The 18,277-nt window shown below is 60.4% G+C and carries 16 protein-coding genes; 11 read left to right on the top strand and 5 right to left on the bottom strand.

All coding sequences use genetic code 11. The features are described from left to right. Positions 1-118: 118 nt before the first annotated feature. The 4 genes from M5B42_RS16185 (at position 119) to M5B42_RS16170 (ending at position 4,582) form a co-directional block, all read left to right on the top strand. Entirely contained in the window at positions 119-1,378 is a 1,260-nt protein-coding gene (locus M5B42_RS16185; protein WP_100941239.1) for an ATP-binding protein, read from the top strand. Then, positions 1,375-1,935: a response regulator transcription factor gene (locus M5B42_RS16180; RefSeq protein ID WP_100941240.1), complete on the top strand. Its 561-nt coding sequence runs from the start codon at positions 1,375-1,377 to the stop codon at positions 1,933-1,935. The genes M5B42_RS16185 and M5B42_RS16180 overlap by 4 nt, the downstream gene beginning before the upstream one ends. A gap of 96 nt (positions 1,936-2,031) precedes the next feature. After that, a complete protein-coding gene (locus tag M5B42_RS16175; protein ID WP_248746392.1) occupies positions 2,032-3,762 on the top strand; it encodes an ABC transporter ATP-binding protein/permease in 1,731 nt (576 codons plus the stop codon). A gap of 70 nt (positions 3,763-3,832) precedes the next feature. Beyond that, entirely contained in the window at positions 3,833-4,582 is a 750-nt protein-coding gene (locus tag M5B42_RS16170) for a FadR/GntR family transcriptional regulator (protein ID WP_103494727.1), read from the top strand. A 4-nt stretch (positions 4,583-4,586) separates the two neighbouring features. Here the strand turns inward: M5B42_RS16170 and M5B42_RS16165 are convergent, their stop codons facing one another. After that, entirely contained in the window at positions 4,587-4,802 is a 216-nt protein-coding gene (locus M5B42_RS16165; protein WP_248746391.1) for a hypothetical protein, read from the bottom strand. A 372-nt stretch (positions 4,803-5,174) separates the two neighbouring features. On the opposite strand from M5B42_RS16165, the gene M5B42_RS16160 reads away from it, so the two are divergent. Then, the gene (locus M5B42_RS16160; RefSeq protein ID WP_248746390.1) at positions 5,175-5,681 is read left to right on the top strand and encodes a hypothetical protein; all 507 of its coding nucleotides are present in this window, start codon (positions 5,175-5,177) and stop codon (positions 5,679-5,681) included. A 291-nt stretch (positions 5,682-5,972) separates the two neighbouring features. Here the strand turns inward: M5B42_RS16160 and M5B42_RS16155 are convergent, their stop codons facing one another. Together M5B42_RS16155 and M5B42_RS16150 are read right to left on the bottom strand one after the other, a co-directional pair. Further along, positions 5,973-6,161 (bottom strand): hypothetical protein, encoded by a 189-nt coding sequence (locus M5B42_RS16155; RefSeq protein ID WP_103494730.1) that lies wholly within the window; start codon positions 6,159-6,161, stop codon positions 5,973-5,975. 14 nt (positions 6,162-6,175) lie between these two features. Further along, entirely contained in the window at positions 6,176-7,801 is a 1,626-nt protein-coding gene (locus M5B42_RS16150) for a phospholipase (protein ID WP_248746389.1), read from the bottom strand. A gap of 226 nt (positions 7,802-8,027) precedes the next feature. On the opposite strand from M5B42_RS16150, the gene kdgD reads away from it, so the two are divergent. The 4 genes from kdgD (at position 8,028) to garD (ending at position 13,467) form a co-directional block, all read left to right on the top strand. Continuing rightward, positions 8,028-8,939, top strand: a complete 912-nt coding sequence (kdgD, locus tag M5B42_RS16145) for a 5-dehydro-4-deoxyglucarate dehydratase (RefSeq protein WP_103494732.1) — start codon at positions 8,028-8,030, stop codon at positions 8,937-8,939. A gap of 57 nt (positions 8,940-8,996) precedes the next feature. Beyond that, the gene (locus M5B42_RS16140; RefSeq protein ID WP_248746388.1) at positions 8,997-10,442 is read left to right on the top strand and encodes an aldehyde dehydrogenase family protein; all 1,446 of its coding nucleotides are present in this window, start codon (positions 8,997-8,999) and stop codon (positions 10,440-10,442) included. A 98-nt stretch (positions 10,443-10,540) separates the two neighbouring features. Next, positions 10,541-11,902: an MFS transporter gene (locus M5B42_RS16135; RefSeq protein ID WP_177099436.1), complete on the top strand. Its 1,362-nt coding sequence runs from the start codon at positions 10,541-10,543 to the stop codon at positions 11,900-11,902. An 11-nt stretch (positions 11,903-11,913) separates the two neighbouring features. Continuing rightward, positions 11,914-13,467 (top strand): galactarate dehydratase, encoded by a 1,554-nt coding sequence (gene garD, locus M5B42_RS16130; RefSeq protein WP_103494735.1) that lies wholly within the window; start codon positions 11,914-11,916, stop codon positions 13,465-13,467. Positions 13,468-13,642: 175 nt separating this feature from the next. Here garD and glsB read toward each other — a convergent pair whose 3' ends face one another. Next, the gene (gene glsB, locus M5B42_RS16125) at positions 13,643-14,551 is read right to left on the bottom strand and encodes a glutaminase B (protein WP_177099440.1); all 909 of its coding nucleotides are present in this window, start codon (positions 14,549-14,551) and stop codon (positions 13,643-13,645) included. 203 nt (positions 14,552-14,754) lie between these two features. On the opposite strand from glsB, the gene M5B42_RS16120 reads away from it, so the two are divergent. Further along, a complete protein-coding gene (locus tag M5B42_RS16120) occupies positions 14,755-15,042 on the top strand; it encodes a PA4642 family protein (protein WP_103494737.1) in 288 nt (95 codons plus the stop codon). Positions 15,043-15,243: 201 nt separating this feature from the next. On the opposite strand, the gene mqo is transcribed toward M5B42_RS16120, so the two are convergent. Further along, on the bottom strand, positions 15,244-16,752 hold the full coding sequence (mqo, locus tag M5B42_RS16115) for a malate dehydrogenase (quinone) (RefSeq protein ID WP_103494738.1): 1,509 nt from the start codon (positions 16,750-16,752) through the stop codon (positions 15,244-15,246). A 929-nt stretch (positions 16,753-17,681) separates the two neighbouring features. Here mqo and M5B42_RS16110 point away from each other — a divergent pair. Continuing rightward, a complete protein-coding gene (locus tag M5B42_RS16110; RefSeq protein WP_103494744.1) occupies positions 17,682-18,266 on the top strand; it encodes a YajG family lipoprotein in 585 nt (194 codons plus the stop codon). Positions 18,267-18,277 lie beyond the last annotated feature (11 nt).

Here is an 18,277-nt window from a genome sequence, read left to right as displayed (position 1 = left end):
GGTTTCACAAAGCTCACTGATGTTTGCCCACTGTGGCGGTTTGCCGCACATTCGCCTGTCCGCGCCCCGGCTGGTTATACTCGTGGCGATCCGCCTGGAGCGCTCATCAGGAGAGCTCATGCTCGCCCCCGTTCAGTTGTTGTCCGCGACCCGTCAGAACCTCTGGCGCCTGACCTTTATCCGTATTCTGGTGCTGGCGGCCCAGGCCGGTTCCGTGGGCATCGCCTACTGGTTCGACCTGCTGCCGCTGCCCTGGCTGCAACTGGCGATGACCCTGGCCTGTTCCATGGTGCTCTGCGCCTTCACCGTGGTGCGCCTGCGGACCACCTGGCCGGTTACCGAACTTGAATACGCCGTGCAACTGGCCTGCGACCTGTTTATCCACAGCGCCTTGCTGTATTTCTCCGGCGGCTCGACCAACCCCTTCGTCTCCTATTACCTGGTACCCCTGACCATCGCCGCCGTGACTTTGCCCTGGCGCTATTCGGTGGTGCTCTCCGGTGCGGCGCTGGTGCTCTACACCTTGTTGCTGGTGCAGTTCTACCCGCTGGAAACCTTCCCGATCTCTCGGGAGAAGCTGCAGATCTATGGCATGTGGCTGAGCTTTGCCCTGGCCGCCGCGGTGATCACGTTCTTCGCCGCGAAGATGGCCGAGGAATTGCGCCGCCAGGAAGAGTTGCGCGCCCTGCGCCGTGAAGAGGGTCTGCGGGACCAGCAACTGCTGGCGGTAGCGACCCAGGCCGCCGGCGCCGCCCATGAATTGGGTACGCCCCTGGCGACCATGAGCGTGCTGCTCAAGGAAATGCGCCAGGACCATTCGGACCCGCTGCTCCAGGACGACCTGAGCGTGCTCCAGGACCAGGTCAAGCTATGCAAGCAGACCTTGCAGCAACTGGTCCGCGCCGCCGAGGCCAATCGCCGGCTGGCGGTGGAGATGCAGGATGTCACGGTCTGGCTCGACGAAGCGCTGAACCGCTGGCACCTGATGCGCCCGGAAGCCAGTTACCGCTTCCAGCGCCTGGGCCAGGGCGATGTGCCGCGCCTGGCGCCGCCGCCGGACCTGACCCAGGCCTTGCTCAACCTGTTGAACAACGCCGCCGATGCCTGTCCCGAAGGCCTCGAAGTGCAGTTGGACTGGGATGAGGAAAACCTCACCATCAATATTCGTGACCACGGCGCCGGTGTGCCGCTGGCCATCGCCGAGCAGATCGGCAAACCGTTTTTCACCACCAAGGGCAAAGGTTTCGGCCTGGGCCTGTTCTTGAGCAAGGCCAGCGTGACCCGCGCTGGCGGCTCGGTGAAACTCTACAGTCATGAGGAAGGCGGCACGCTCACCGAGCTGCGCCTGCCCCGTGTTGCCCGAGGAGAAGAAGCATGAGTGACGAGATCCAGGTCGAAGGCGAGGAACTGCCGCACCTGTTGCTGGTGGACGACGACGCCACCTTTACCCGTGTGATGGCGCGAGCCATGAGCCGTCGCGGTTTTCGCGTCAGCACCGCCGGCTCCGCTGAAGAGGGCCTGATCCTGGCCCAGCAGGACCTGCCGGACTACGCCGCGCTGGACCTGAAGATGGACGGCGATTCCGGCCTGGTGCTGCTGCCCAAGCTGCTGGAGCTCGATCCGGAGATGCGCGTGCTGATCCTCACCGGCTATTCGAGCATCGCCACGGCGGTGGAAGCGATCAAGCGCGGGGCCTGCAACTACCTGTGCAAGCCGGCGGATGCCGACGACGTGCTGGCGGCCCTGCTCTCCGAGCATGCCGACCTCGATACCCTGGTGCCGGAAAACCCGATGTCGGTGGATCGCCTGCAATGGGAGCATATCCAGCGCGTGTTGACCGAGCACGAAGGCAATATCTCCGCCACCGCCCGCGCCCTGGGCATGCATCGGCGGACCTTGCAGCGCAAATTGCAGAAACGGCCGGTGCGGCGCTGAACCGCCGCTGAACGAATCCTTTTCAAATCGCGCTACGCCGGGCGCGAATCATCTATGATCGGTTGGTGAAATTTCTTACGCCAACCGAGCCTTAGAATGACTAAGAACGCTGAATATTCCGCGGTCAACGATGCAGTAGAAGGGCATTTTTTTCGTAGGGTCTGGCAACTGGCCTCGCCTTACTGGCGCAGTGAGGAGAAGGGCAAGGCCTGGCTGTTGCTGATCTGTGTGGTGGCCCTGTCACTCTTCAGCGTCGGCATTTCGGTCTGGCTGAACAATTGGTACAAGGATTTCTACAACGCCTTGCAGGAGAAAAACAGTGCGGCCTTCTGGCACCTGATCCTGTATTTCGGCGGGATTGCCGCCGTGGCCATCCTCGGCGCGGTCTATCGGCTGTACCTGACCCAGATGCTCACCATCAGTTGGCGCCGCTGGCTGACCGAGCAGCATTTCAAGCGCTGGCTCGAGCACAAGAACTACTACCAGATGGAGGCGGGCGGGAACACCGACAACCCAGACCAACGGCTGAGTGAAGACCTCAACAGTTTTACCGCCGATACCCTGACCCTGGGCCTTGGCCTGTTTCGCACGGTGGTCAGCCTGGTGTCGTTCTCGATCATCCTCTGGGGGGTATCGGGGAGTATCGAAGTCTTCGGTATCAGCATTCCCGGCTACATGTTCTGGTGCGCCTTCCTCTACGCGGCCGTCGGCAGCTGGTTGACCCGGCTGATCGGTCGCCACTTGATTCCGTTGAACAACCAACAACAACGTTTTGAGGCCGATATGCGCTTCTCGTTGGTGCGGGTTCGCGAAAACGCCGAAAGCATTGCCCTGTATGACGGCGAGCCGAATGAAACGCAGCGCCTGAGCTCGCGTTTCGGCAAGGTCTGGTCCAACTACTGGGCGCTGATGCGAGTGACCAAGCGCTTGACGTTCTTCACCGCCGGTTACAGCCAGATTGCGATCATCTTCCCGTTCATGGTGGCGGCACCGCGTTATTTCGCCGGCAAGATCCAGCTCGGCGAGCTGATGCAGATCAACTCGGCGTTCGGCAATGTGCAGGAAAACTTCAGCTGGTTTATCGATGCGTACTCCAACCTCGCGGTGTGGAAAGCCACCTGTGACCGTCTGCTGAGTTTCCGTCAGGCCATGGTCGACAATGAAGAGCGTGTTCCGGCCATCGACGTGCAGAGCCAGGGTGAAGCCTTGCAGGTGAACAACCTGGAGCTGGATCTGGCGGACGGTCGGCATCTGCTGGCCGGTGCGAACATGAATGTGGCTCCGGGCGAACGGGTGATGCTCAGCGGGCGTTCCGGCACGGGCAAAAGTACCCTGTTGCGGGCCATGGGCAATCTCTGGCCACGGGGCGGTGGCAGTATCCGGTTGCCGGCCGCGCGCTCGCTGTTCCTGCCGCAGAAACCTTACCTGCCGATTGGCAGCCTGCGTGAGGCAATGAGTTATCCACAACCCAGCGATGCCTACTCGGATGAGCGTTATCAGGAGGTCTTGCAGACTTGCCGTCTGCCGCACCTGGCCGGGCGCCTGGAGGAAAGCAATCACTGGCAACGCATGTTGTCCCCGGGCGAGCAGCAGCGCCTGGCCTTCGCCCGTGCGCTGTTGTATGCGCCGCAATGGCTGTTTATGGACGAGGCCACCTCGGCCATGGATGAAGAAGACGAAACGGACCTCTATCAGGCCCTGATCGATCAGATTCCGGGGCTGGGCATTGTCAGCGTCGGCCATCGCAGCAGCTTGAAGAAATTCCACCCACGGCATCTGCGGATCGAGCGTGGACACCTGGTCACTCAGGAAGCGGTCAGCGCATAGCCACGGTGATCGTACAACCCGGTTGAGCTATGATGCGCGCTCAGCCGTTCAGCCGAGATAGATGTTCGATATGGAAAACCAGAGCGCCGGGCTTCGCCCGACCCGAAAGCGCCGTAGTCTTGCCCAGGAGCTGGTCACCGTGCTCTCCGAGCAGATTCGCGATGGCCAACTCAAGCGCGGGGACAAGTTACCCACCGAGTCGGCGATCATGGAAGCCCATGGTGTCAGCCGCACGGTGGTGCGCGAGGCGATTTCGCGCCTGCAGGCGGCCGGGCAGGTGGAAACCCGCCACGGCATCGGCACCTTTGTGCTGGACACGCCGAGCCCCAGCGGTTTTCGGATCGATCCGGCGACGGTGGTGACCCTGCGCGATGTGCTGGCGATCCTGGAGTTGCGGATCAGCCTGGAAGTCGAGTCGGCGGGGTTGGCGGCGCAGCGGCGCAGCGCCGAGCAGTTGGCGGCGATGCGGGCGGCGCTGGACGCGTTGAATGAAAGTGCGGCCCATGCCAGCGATGCGGTGGCGTCGGATTTCCAGTTCCACCTGCAGATTGCCCTGTCCACCGGCAACCGCTACTTCACCGATATCATGACCCACCTGGGCACCAGCATCATTCCCCGGACCCGCTTGAATTCGGCGCGGCTGGCCCATGATGACCAGCAACACTATATGAATCGGCTGGGGCGCGAGCACGAAGAGATCTATGAGGCGATTGCCCGCCAGGATTCCGATGCGGCGCGGGCAGCGATGCGCCTGCATCTGACCAACAGCCGCGAGCGGTTGCGCCAGGCCCATGAAGAGGCCGAGGCGCAGAAAGGCTAGTTTTTCAGGGGGTGTAGACATCCGTCTCAAGGTCTACTGTATAGGTGAGGTCGTCTTTCTCCCTAAAGATTTTTTGGACGACGATGAACGTGAAGTCGGGAAGGGCATCAAGTATGAGAAGGTCGCCTCGGTTTATGGAGTCGCCCAGGGTTATCTCCTTGACGGAGGCCCCCTTGGAAACTTTGTTTTCGGGTAACTTGATCCGATATGAATGTGCCATGACGGGTTTCCTTTCACCGGACCTGAAGTGATTTCAGGCCTTCTGAGATCATTCAATTCCCCCGTGAGATTTGTCGCTACTGTTAGAAATGACAGTAGCGACAAACGGTCTGCTCCTGGATCAACCGCCGTTGAGGATCGTCCGATCCACGCGCACGGCCCATTTCGTGGCTTTTGCCTGCACATCAAATGCCACTTTCCCCGTCGCATCCGCTGTTGCACGGGGATCTGACCGTTCGTCGTAACTGTTATTTCTGACAGTTACACCAAGACGCATCCTAGGTTTAGGCTTCTCACACCTGAAAGCGTATTTTTGTTTTTCAGGCCTCCATTGAATTAATCGATATTCAATAAATGATGAAAGGGTGCCAGTATGAAAACTCAGCCAGAAGCCTGGAACATAAAAATTTTTCTTGGTGATGTTCTCGTTGAAATACCTGAACCCCGAGAGCAATATGAAGCTGCCCTCATCAGGATGAAGGTTGGAGAGATTTTATATATAAAAGGCCAAAAAGTTAGAGTCGTTAACAAAGACGTTGTGTCGGCCTTGAGTATTGCCAATAGAAGCTATCGAGTGAACGTTGCTTTTGTGGCAAATGTCAGCACGGAAGCAACCTCGCCTGAATCCGGCTTGCCTAGGTCGAAAGCCAAGAAAGAAAGTCACCAGGAAGAGCCTGTCACCGTAACAAAGATTAAAAATGGAAGTATCATGGCAAGTTGGGGGTCGTGGGAGAATTTTGCTTCCGCCTATTTGTCAAAAGGCGACATCATCACCTACGCGGCGTACCCTGATCAACGCAATGAAATAATCGGTGTTGAGTATTATGACTTCGCGGAAGATGGGTTTCTTATACGACAAGTTACGGAGCTATTGAGCTAGGCCTGAAAGTTTGACGTGGCGGCTGATGTATTCGTTTTTTCTCCCTCGGAAAATTTTTGACCTTGACCCTCTTTGATGCAGTGAATGTTTTAATCAGTCGGCATGCTCCTGACGAGGCTGAGTTGCAGAAGAACCAGGCGTTTTTGCCGTTTATGATGTTGTCTGGTCGTACGTCTTCGCGGGCAAGCCCTGCTCCTATAGTTTGGTGTCGTGCACAAAACCAGTGAACGACACCAAACTATAGGAGCAGGGCTTGCCCGCGAAGAACGATAACGTGGTGCCCTTGGCGGATTACCGCTTCAGAATCGTCCGATCCACACGCACCGCCCATTTCGCGGCTTTCGCCTGGGTGGCGAATACCACTTTCCCCGTCTCATCCGCCGTCGCCCGGGCAATCGCCACGCCATCGGCCAGCAGTTCCAGCGGCATATCCTTGAGTGACTGACCGGAAGCCAGTTCGAGTTTTACGGTAAAGGTCATGACTGATCTCCCTGTCACTGATGGTTGTCGATAAAGGTGGTGGCCTGGCCGTCCAGGGTGCCGATCAGCTCCGGCGAGCCACCACGGAACTGACGGAACACATTACGTCCCGTCCCGCCCACCGGCACATTCAACGTCGGCTGAAAGCGATCGGTCAGTTCGGCATAGGCCGTCCACGGGCCGATATAGGACTCATCCAGCCCCTTGGTGTAACTGAAGGCATAACGCACGGCATTGCCCGGCAGCCAGTTGGGCTCGCTGGGCGTGCGGCTCTGCCAGCCATCGGCCTTGATGGTCGGGGCCACGCCGGGCGGGTTGAGGTAGCCCGCAGGCAGGTTCGGTTTGTAGTCCTTGAGCAGCAGGTAGGTACTCCAGCCCCACCAGCTGTCGCTCTGGCTCCGGTCGTTGAGGTTGTTGACGTCGTTGCGGCGCAGCACGGTCTTGCCCTTGAGGGCGAACAATGGAGCGAAATTCAGGCTGTCCTGGCTGTTTTCCACCTTCGTCAGGTCCGGCACCGAACGTAGCGCGGCATAGGCTTCGGGAGGTACGACGACGCCACTGAGAAACACCGCGAAGACTTCATCCACCGATTGCTGCACCGCCTGTTTGACCCGCAGTCGGTTGCTGCTGTCGACCGTGTCGAAATAGCGCTTGTCGCCGTAGCAGTTCCAGCGATCCCCCTGGGCGTTGCTGACTTTCAGGCCGAACTTGCTGTCTTCGTCGTGCATGAAACGCGAGATCAGCGAACCCACATCGCTGGGGGTGACGCTGTCGGCCAGTTGCTTGCGCGGCACCCGCAGATGGCCGCCGGAGAACAGGTCGGTGAGGAAGTGGTCGGCAAAGGCGTTCATCGCGTAGGCCAATTCCAGATCCTGGTCGACGCCGCTCTTGTGCGCCAGGGCGGCCTGTTGCAGGGCGGCGGCGTGCCCGGCCTGGTAAGCCAGCAGAGCCCATTCGCCGAAGTGGTCCCAGTTGCTCGCGGCCAGTTTCAGATAGCGGCCAAGGGGGAACAGCGGCGAGGCAAGGCTGCCGCCACCGGTAATCTTGTTCCATTCGCCGGAGAGGGTATCGCCCAGTTCGTCGTAGGCTTCGTGAGGCTGCTTACCGTCCTTGATCGCCTGGTTGGCGGCGTTGATTTCGGTTTTCATCACCTGCAGGATTTTCTGCGCTTCGTCGCGGGAGGCGGGCAGCACTGCCAGGGAGTTGAAGGACGCGGTAAAGCGCGCCTGACGATCTGCCGGAGTGCTGCCGTCGGCGATCGGGCGGTCCGCAATCCCGTAGAAATCGCCACCCAGGGCGACGATCTGGCCGTAGGTCAGGGCCAGGCCGTTGGTCAGGTGCAGTTCGACCTGCCAGGCCGGAATGGCGGGTGCGTCCTTGGCAAAACGCAGCTGGGCGCTGTCGCCGATGGCGGTGTGTTCACCGCCTTCGAAGCGCGCCTGGGGCTTGCCCTTGAGCGCGCTGTCGAACGCCGTTGGCTGGTGATACTTGAGGGTGTGATGACCTTCGGCGAGAAGAATCACCGCCGCGCCATCGCCTGGAATGGCGATGCCTTGCTCGGTGAAAAGGGTGTCCAGCTCGGCAATGACCTTGCCGTCGTGCAGCAGGAAATCCTGTGCGTGCTGTGGAGTGGCTGACATGTCTGGCTCCTTGATATGTCGTTTTTATCGTTCAGATTAACTGTATGTATATACAGTTAAAGTTGAGCTTAGATGAAAAACTTCCTACGTCAAGGAGGGAGATTTTTGTGGGATCGGCTGAGCGATTCCTGTTGACCTTTATTATTTAAGTTGTACGATGACGTACGACATCAGCCAGTCTGCGCTGTCTCTTTCATCACAACGTGCTTCCCAGGGTGTTCGAATAATGAATCCACAAGAACTGAAGTCCATCCTCTCCTCCGGCCTGCTGTCCTTTCCGGTGACCGATTTCAATGCCCAGGGCGATTTCCATCGTGCCGGCTACGTCAAGCGCCTGGAGTGGCTGGCCCCTTACGGCGCCACCGCGCTGTTCGCCGCCGGCGGTACCGGTGAATTCTTCTCCCTGGCAGCCAGTGAATATTCCGAAGTGGTGAAAACCGCCGTCGATACCTGCGCCGGTAGCGTGCCGATCCTCGCCGGTGTCGGTGGCGCGACCCGCCAGGCCATCGAGTACGCCCAGGAAGCCGAGCGTCTTGGCGCCAAGGGCCTGCTGCTGCTGCCGCACTACCTGACCGAAGCCAGCCAGGAAGGCGTTGCCGCCCACGTTGAAGCCGTGTGCAAGTCGGTGAAGATCGGCGTGGTGGTGTACAACCGCAACGTCTGCCGCCTGACCGCTCCGCTGCTGGAACGTCTGGCCGAGCGCTGCCCGAACCTGATCGGCTACAAGGATGGCCTGGGCGATATCGAGCTGATGGTGTCGATCCGTCATCGTCTCGGCGATCGTTTCAGCTACCTGGGCGGCCTGCCGACCGCGGAAGTCTATGCCGCGGCCTACAAGGCCCTCGGCGTGCCGGTCTACTCCTCGGCGGTGTTCAACTTCATCCCGAAAACCGCGATGGATTTCTACCACGCCATTGCCCGGGACGATCACGCCACCGTCGGCAAGATCATCGACGACTTCTTCCTGCCGTACCTGGATATCCGCAACCGCCGCGCCGGCTATGCTGTGAGCATCGTCAAGGCCGGGGCGAAGATCGTCGGTTATGACGCCGGTCCCGTGCGCACGCCGCTGACCGATCTGCTGCCGGACGAATACGACGCCCTGGCCGCGCTGATCGACAAGCAAGGCGCACAGTAAGAACGAATAAACAGGCCGCTGAGCAATCAGCGGCTTTTTCGGTTCAGGAGGTTTTCCGTGGCAGATGCAAAACGTTTCGACAACTACATCGGTGGCCAATGGGTCGCCGGTGCCGAGTACTCGGCCAATATCAACCCGTCGGATCTGTCCGATGTGATTGGCGAGTACGCCAAGGCTGACCTGGCCCAGGTGCAGTCGGCCATCGACGCCGCTCGTGAGGCGTTCCCGGCCTGGTCCACTTCCGGCATCCAGGCCCGCAGCGATGCGCTGGATAAAGTCGGTTCGGAAATTCTCGCCCGTCGTGAAGAGCTGGGTAATCTGCTGGCCCGGGAAGAGGGCAAGACCCTGCCCGAAGCCATTGGCGAAGTGAGCCGTGCCGGTAATATCTTCAAGTTCTTCGCCGGCGAATGCCTGCGCCTCTCCGGCGACTACCTGCCGTCGGTACGTCCCGGCGTCAACGTCGAAGTGACCCGTGAAGCGCTGGGCGTGGTCGGCCTGATCACTCCATGGAACTTCCCGATCGCGATTCCGGCCTGGAAGATCGCTCCGGCCCTGGCCTACGGTAACTGCGTGGTACTCAAGCCGGCCGAACTGGTTCCGGGCTGTGCCTGGGCCCTGGCGGAAATCATTTCCCGCGCCGGTTTCCCGGCCGGTGTGTTCAACCTGGTGATGGGCAGCGGCCGTCTGGTCGGCGACGCTATGGTCAACAGCCGGAAAGTCGACGGCATCAGCTTCACCGGTTCGGTCGGCGTCGGCCGGCAGATCGCGGTCAACTGTGTATCGCGCCAGGCCAAGGTGCAGCTGGAGATGGGCGGCAAGAACCCGCAGGTCATCCTCGATGACGCCGACCTCAAGCAGGCCGTCGAGCTGGCGGTGCAGAGCGCGTTCTACTCCACCGGCCAACGTTGCACGGCGTCCAGCCGTTTGATCGTCACCGCCGGAATTCATGACAAGTTCGTCGAAGCCATGGCCGAGCGCATGCGTTCGATCAAGGTCGGCCACGCCCTCAAGAGCGGTACCGACATTGGTCCTGTGGTGTCCCAGGCGCAACTGGAGCAGGATCTGAGCTACATCAACATCGGCCAGTCCGAAGGCGCGCGCCTGGTCTCCGGCGGTGAGCTGGTGACCTGCGATACCGAAGGCTATTTCCTCGCGCCGACCTTGTTTGCCGACAGCGAAGCCTCGATGCGCATCAGCCGTGAAGAAATCTTCGGCCCGGTGGCCAATATCGTCCGCGTCGCCGATTACGAAGCCGCTCTGGCCATGTCCAACGACACCGAGTTCGGCCTCTCCGCCGGTATCGCCACCACCTCGCTGAAGTACGCCAACCACTTCAAGCGCCACTCCCAGGCCGGGATGGTGATGGTCAACCTGCCGACCGCCGGCGTGGATTACCACGTGCCGTTCGGCGGGCGCAAAGGTTCGTCCTACGGTTCCCGCGAGCAAGGTCGCTACGCCCAGGAGTTCTACACCGTGGTCAAAACCAGCTACATCGGTTCGTAATCCGCTTTACCCGCACGGGGCTCTTGCCTGAAGCCTCGTGCGGTACATCACTGAATGTTTTACCCGCGTAAAAAAATAAAGAGTGGGAGTACATCTACATGCAAGCGACCAAGCAGACACATGTCCGCTATTTGATTCTGCTCATGCTGTTCCTGGTGACCACGATCAACTACGCCGACCGTGCCACCATCGCCATTGCCGGCTCCAGCCTGCAAAAAAGCCTCGGCATCGACGCCGTCACCCTCGGTTATATCTTCTCCGCCTTCGGCTGGGCCTATGTGCTCGGGCAGATTCCCGGCGGCTGGCTGCTCGACCGTTTCGGCTCGAAAAAAGTCTACGCCCTGAGCATCTTCACCTGGTCGCTGTTCACCGCCATGCAAGGTTATGTCGGCGAGTTCGGTGTCTCCACCGCGGTGGTCGCGCTGTTCATGCTGCGCTTCCTGGTGGGCCTGGCCGAAGCGCCATCCTTTCCCGGTAACGCCCGTATCGTCGCGGCCTGGTTCCCCACTGCCGAACGCGGCACCGCCTCGGCGATCTTCAACTCCGCGCAATACTTCGCCACCGTGCTGTTCGCGCCGCTGATGGGCTGGATCGTGTACACCTTCGGCTGGCAGCATGTGTTCCTGGTGATGGGTTGCCTGGGCGTGGTGTTCTCGCTGATCTGGCTGAAAGTTATCCACAGCCCGCGCCAGCACCCGATGATCAACGACGCCGAGTTCAACCATATTGCCGAGAACGGCGGCATGGTCGATATGGACCAGGGCAAGGCCGCCGGTGGCGGTCCGAAGTGGGACTATGTGCGCCAGTTGCTGACCAACCGCATGATGCTCGGTGTCTACCTCGGCCAGTACTGCATCAACGGCATCACCTATTTCTTCCTGACCTGGTTCCCGGTGTACCTGGTGCAGGAACGCGGCATGACCATCCTCAAGGCCGGCTTTATCGCCTCCTTGCCGGCCATCTGCGGTTTTATCGGTGGTGTGCTGGGCGGGATCATTTCCGACTACCTGCTGCGTCGCGGCCATTCCCTGACCTTTGCCCGCAAGGCGCCGATCATTGGCGGCCTGTTGCTCTCGACCACTATCGTCGCCTGCAACTACGTGGACATCGAATGGATGGTGGTGGGCTTCATGGCCCTGGCCTTCTTCGGCAAGGGTGTGGGTGCGCTGGGCTGGGCGGTGGTTTCCGATACCTCGCCGAAGCAGATCGCCGGTTTGAGTGGCGGCCTGTTCAACATGTTCGGCAATATCGCCTCCATCACCACGCCGATCGTGATCGGCTACATCATCAGCGCCACCGGTTCGTTCAAGTGGGCCCTGGTGTTTGTCGGCGCCAATGCGTTGTTGGCGGTGATCAGCTATGTGGTGATCGTCGGTGAGATCAAGCGCGTCGAACTGCGCGATCCGCCCGCCGGTCCCAAGCTCAATAGCGAGCCCCGTCTGTCCCAAGCCCATTCCTGAGGAGCGGCGTCATGCAGTTGATTGAACATTCCGACTCGCCGCGCTATATCCGCCTGCACGAGCGGGACAATGTGGTGATCGTGGTCAATGACCAGGGTGTACCTGCCGGTACCGAGTTCCCGGACGGCCTGGTGACCCGCGAGCACATTCCCCAGAGCCACAAGGTGACGCTGGTGGATATCGCCGAGGGCGGCGAAGTGATCCGCTACGGCCAGGTTATCGGTTATGCGTTGCTGCCGATTCCCCAGGGCAGTTGGGTCAAGGAAGATCAACTGCGCATGCCTACCGCGCCGCCGCTGGACAGCCTGCCGCTGTCCACCGATGTGCCGGCGGCCCAGGCGCCGCTTGAGGGGTTCACCTTCGAAGGTTATCGCAATGCCGACGGTACCGTCGGTACGCGCAATATCCTCGGCATCACCACCACGGTGCAGTGCGTCACCGGTGTGCTGGACCATGCGGTCAAGCGCATCAAGGATGAATTGCTGCCCAAGTACCCCCATGTCGATGACGTGGTGGCATTGACCCACAGCTATGGCTGCGGCGTGGCGATTACCGCGACCGACGCCTATATTCCGATCCGCACCGTGCGCAACCTGGCGCGCAACCCGAACCTGGGCGGTGAAGCGCTGGTGATCAGCCTGGGCTGCGAGAAGTTGCAGGCCGGCCAGGTGATGCACGAGGGCGACAGCTCGGTGGATCTGAGTGAGCCCTGGTTGTATCGGCTGCAGGATTCCAGTCATGGTTTTACCGAGATGATCGAGCAGATCATGGCGCTGGCGGAAACCCGTTTGAAGAAGCTCGATCTGCGGCGTCGGGAAACCGTGCCGGCGTCGGAGCTGATCCTCGGCATGCAGTGTGGCGGCAGTGATGCGTTTTCCGGGATCACCGCCAACCCGGCCTTGGGTTATGCCTCCGACCTGCTGCTGCGGGCCGGGGCGACGGTGATGTTTTCCGAAGTGACGGAAGTGCGCGATGCGATCTACCTGCTGACCTCGCGGGCGGAAAACCTGCCGGTGGCCGAGGCACTGGTGCGTGAGATGGATTGGTACGACCGCTACCTGGCCAAGGGCGAGGCGGACCGCAGCGCGAATACCACGCCGGGGAACAAGAAGGGCGGGTTGTCGAATATTGTCGAGAAGTCCCTGGGCTCCATCGTCAAGTCCGGCAGCAGTGCGATCAACGGCGTGCTTGGCCCTGGCGAACGTTTTACGCGCAAGGGCCTGATCTTCTGCGCGACGCCGGCCAGTGATTTTGTCTGCGGCACCTTGCAGTTGGCGGCCGGGATGAACCTGCATGTGTTCACCACCGGGCGGGGTACGCCTTATGGGCTGGCAATGGCACCGGTGGTGAAGGTTTCGACCCGTACTGAGCTGGCACAACGTTGGCCGGACCTGATCGATATCGATGCCGGGCGGATTGCCACCGGGCGGGCAACGATCGAGGACCTGGGTTGGGAGTTGTTCAACTACTACCTGGATGTCGCCAGCGGCCGGAAAAAGACCTGGGCCGAGCAGCACAAGCTGCACAACGACATTACCTTGTTCAATCCGGCGCCGATTACCTGAGTCTCAAGGACGCCATCAATCCTGTAGGAGCATGGCTTGCCAGCGAAGGGGCCCGTAAGATCGCCAAAAGCTTCGCGGGCAAGCCCTGCTCCTACAGGTTATTTGGCGTTTTCAATATCTCACTTCCTTAACTGACTGGTATTTGAGCAACCCCGCTCGCCACATTGTGGTGTTTTTAAAACACCGACCAACCAATCCGCTCGCTCAGCAGCTCCAACGCCGCCATCCCCACCAGCGAGTTGCCGGCCGCATTCAGCTCCGGTGCCCAGACGCACACGGTAAAGCGTCCCGGCACCACCGCGACAATCCCGCCACCGACACCGCTCTTGCCCGGCAAGCCGACCCGATAGGCAAAGTTCCCGGCCTCGTCATACAGCCCGCTGGTGGCCATGATCGAGTTGACCTGCTGGGTCTGGCGCCGGGTCAGGATCTGCTCGCCGCTGTGCTTGCAGAAGCCGTCATTGGCCAGGAAACCGAACGCCCGCGCCAGGTCGATGCAGTTCATGCGCAGGGCACAGTGGCTGAAATAGCTGCGCAGCACGGCTTCGACATCGTTGTGAAAATTGCCGAATGACTGCATCAGATAGGCCATGGCCGCGTTGCGCGCCCGGTGCTGGTACTCCGACTCGGCCACCTTGCCGTCCACCATGACCTGCATATTGCCCGACAGGCGCCGGGCGAAATCGCGCATCGACAGCGCCGGCGCGGCGAAGCGCGATTGATTGATATCGCAGATCACCAGGGCGCCGGCGTTGATAAACGGGTTACGTGGGCGACCGCGTTCGAACTCCAGCTGCACCAGCGAGTTGAACGGCTGCCCGGAGGGTTCATGGCCCAGCCGCTCCCAGATGGCCTCGCCGGAGTGGTTGATCGCCTGCACCAGGCTGAAGACCTTGGAAATACTCTGGATCGAGAATGGCGTCTGTGCGTCGCCGGCGCAGAACATTTCGCCGTCGTTGCCATACACGGCAATACCCAACTGATTGGCCGGCACATCCGCCAGCGCCGGAATGTAATTGGCCACCTTGCCCTGGCCGATCAAGGGCCGGACTTCATCGAGGATCTCGTTCAACAGCGCTTGCATGCTCGGGCTCGCAGTCACTTCCCGCCGGGTTGCGGGGCTACATGCTGCTAGACGCCGCGTGCGGGCTTCGGAGCACAGTTTTTACGCTCGGGGTTGAGCCGTTGGCGCCTGTGTGGACCGGATCAGTTCGTACTCGTTGAGACCGGAGCAGAGGCGGGGGTAAACTGCCTGCCCCGTGTAATGTCTGTTGGCTGGAGCCGGTAATGCGCAAAGATAAGAAACAGGTGATTGGTGACGAGATCGGCGATGCGCAGATCAAGTTGTTTCTCGATTTCGAGCCGGTCGACGCCACTTCGCCGTCCCTGCACAAACTGATCAAGGCCTATCGTGGCCTGCGTATCGACGATTTCGAGCGCTTCCTGGGGTTCTTCAAGGAAGCCGGTTACGACCTCGACGGCAAAGACGAGCACGGCCAGGACTTCGTGAGTCTGATCCGCGACCAGCGTAATGCCGGCGACTATATCGAGTTGATCGACAAGGCTCGCGGGTAAGATTCAAGACCGCGTTGCCTGCATCGCGAGCAAGCTTGCTCCTACAATGCTGCGGCGAACCGATATTTTGCGTACGGCGCCATTCCTGTAGGAGCAAGCTTGCTCGCGATGAACGATAACGCGGGCTTTCGTTGAATCCTGATCAAAAAAAACGCCCCGCTCTTCAACCGAAGAGCGGGGCGTTTTTTGTCAGCGATCACCTCAAGCGTAGCTTTCGGTCTCGCTGCTCGGCTCAACCAGTTCCAGGCGAACGTTGTTCTGCGCATTGATCTGGCGATACAACGCTGCATCCGTCTCCAGGACTTTTTCCCGTGCCGGGAAGATTTCGTGGAGCTTGGCTGCCCACTCACCCTTGGCCTTGTCCGCGAAGCAGCGCTCGATCAGTTCCAGCATGATCGACACGGTCACCGAAGCGCCCGGCGATGCACCGAGCAGGGCGGCCAGCGAGCCGTCCTTCGCCGCCACCAGTTCGGTACCGAACTGCAGGACGCCGCCTTTCTTCGCGTCTTTCTTGATGATCTGCACCCGCTGGCCGGCCGTTTCCAGGCGCCAGTCCTCGGCTTTCACCTCCGGGTAGAAGCGGCGCAGGGATTCCAGGCGCTGCTCCATGGACTGCATCACTTCGCTGATCAGGTACTTGGTCAGGTCCATGTTGTCACGGGCCACGGCCAGCATCGGGCCGATATTGCCGGCGCGTACCGACAGTGGCAGGTCCATCAGCGAACCGTGCTTGAGGAACTTGGTGGTGAAACCGGCATAAGGCCCGAACAGCAGGGATTTCTTGCCATCGACCACGCGGGTGTCCAGGTGCGGCACGGACATCGGTGGCGAACCCACGGCGGCCTGGCTGTAGACCTTGGCCTGGTGGTGCTTGACCACATCCGGGTTGTCGCAGCGCAGCCATTGGCCGCTTACCGGGAAGCCGCCGAAACCCTTGCTTTCCTCGATGCCCGAAGCCTGCAGCAGCGGCAGCGCCGCGCCACCGGCACCGAGGAAGACGAACTTGGCATCGACGTCACGGCTGTTGCCGCTGTTCACATCCTTGATGCTTACGGTCCAGCCGGCGCCATTGCGCTTGAGGCCGGTGACGCGCTTGCAGTACTTGACCTGGGCATCGGGTGTGCTGGTCAGGTGCTTGAGCAACTGATTGGTCAGGGCGCCGAAGTTGACGTCGGTGCCTTTCATCACGCGGGTCGCGGCAATCGCCTCGTCGGCCGGGCGGCCCGGCATCATCAGCGGCATCCACTCGGCCATCTTCGCGCGGTCTTCGGTGTACTCCATCTCGGCGAAGGCATGGTGCGGATGCATGGCTTCAAAGCGCTTCTTGAGGAACTCCACGCCTTTTTCGCCCTGGACGAAACTCAGGTGCGGCACCGGGCTGATGAAGGATTTGCACGAGCCGAAGGTGCCTTTCTGGGTCAGATAGGCCCAGAACTGCTTCGACACCTCGAACTGGGTGTTGATGTGCACGGCTTTCTTGATGTCGATGGAGCCGTCAGCCGCCTGCGGCGTGTAGTTCAGCTCGCACAGCCCGGCATGGCCGGTGCCGGCGTTGTTCCACGGGTTGGAACTCTCCGCGGCACCGGAATCCATCAGCTCGACGACTTCCAGCTTGATCGCGGGGTCGAGCTCCTTGAGCAGCACCGCAAGGGTGGCACTCATGATGCCGGCCCCAACCAGGACCACATCAACTGCTTCGTTATGCGCCATTAACGCGTCTCCAAAATCTGCAGCACCACATTGACGGCATGGCTGCCGGGCATGGGCGGGGCACGTTTGACGTTAGCCCAGCAATGACCCGACCAGGATGGCCATGTCCGATTCTTCGCAATTTCTTGCAACTTCAGCGGACGCTGCCGGTGGGCCCAAGGTGCGTATGAACGCATGTGTGGGCAACACGGGCAATTCGACTTATGGTCAAGAGCGTCCGATTCGTGCAACCAAATCCGTAAGCGAACAGGCGTCAAGCACCTGTCGGGGTGTATCGGGTCCTGTGTGATGAGGTCGTTGGGGACGCTGATGGTGCCTGTTCAGACGCGAAACTATTCATTTGTTCGCCACACTCTCGTGAAGTTGTGAAAACCCGTTTTTTCACGCTCTTTTGAAGACGTGAACCTCAAAAAAGGGCTGCCGCGGTCTGTCACCGGGCCCGCGGTGCGAATACCCGCCGGGAAGGGCAGGCGGCACGGGCCAACAACTCAGTGAGCGAGCACAAGGGCAGCTCTGGCAGATTCGCTGAAAACGGTGGTTTGCGCAGGTAACGGCAAGCTCGCCGGCTTCACTCGATCTGTGTGGGCGGCTCTCTGTGGGCAATACGAAGGTGCCGATGCAAGCGCATTGGCGGTGCTGCGAGGCCCGATCAGGAGACGTCCTTATAATCGGGGGGAGATTGTAACTAAGAAACGGGGGGAAATGGTCGTGTTTAATGACTTTTATTCGACATCTGGTCAGATGCCGGGCAGCGGCATCGTTCAGAGGCCGTGCGCAGGGTTGCAGAACCCTGTGACAGGCTTGTGACGGGAACGCTGGCCGCCCGGGTTTGTCAGACTTTTCAGCAAGCCGTGGTGGCGCTGGTGAGCGACGCCCGGGCCCCGCTATACTCAGCGTCTGAATGATGCCTGGTCCTTGGAGAGATGAGCATGTTGCAACGCCTGTTGTTCGGTTTGATCACTGTAACCAGTTTGACACTTGTCGGCTGTGCCAACAGCCCGCAACAACTCAGCCCGCAGCCCACGCTCACTACTCAACTGGCGCCGGTCGGTCATGGCCAGCCGGTGGTGGTGCGGGTGGTGGACGGTCGTCGTTCGCCGGTATTGGGCACGCGGGGCGGTCTGTACCCTGAAACCAGCGCGATTACCGTGCAAGGCGCCGACCTGATCCCGAAACTGCAGGCCCAGGCTGAAGCGGCCGTGCGCCTGTTGGGTTTTACCCCTTCGCCGAATGCGATGAATGCGCCGACCCTGACCGTGACCTTGTCCGACCTGACCTATCAGTCGCCGAAAGAAGGCGTCTACGTGACCGAAGCGACCATCGGAGCCAACTTCCGCTCCGATGTGACCAACGCCAACCGTCGTTACAGCGGTAGCTACGGGGCGTCGTTGAACCAGCGTTTCGGCATGGCGCCGAACGAAGAGTCGAACACCAAGTTGATCAGCGACGTGTTGAGCGATGCGCTGACCCGGGTGTTCAAGGACCCGAAAATCGGCCAAGTGCTGAGCGAGTAAGTTGAGTGGTG

This window comes from Pseudomonas sp. MWU12-2037 (assembly GCF_023242345.1).
Taxonomy (GTDB): domain Bacteria; phylum Pseudomonadota; class Gammaproteobacteria; order Pseudomonadales; family Pseudomonadaceae; genus Aquipseudomonas; species Aquipseudomonas gingeri_D.
Note: the sequence above shows the minus strand (reverse complement) of the source record. Positions and strands in the feature narration are given on the sequence as shown.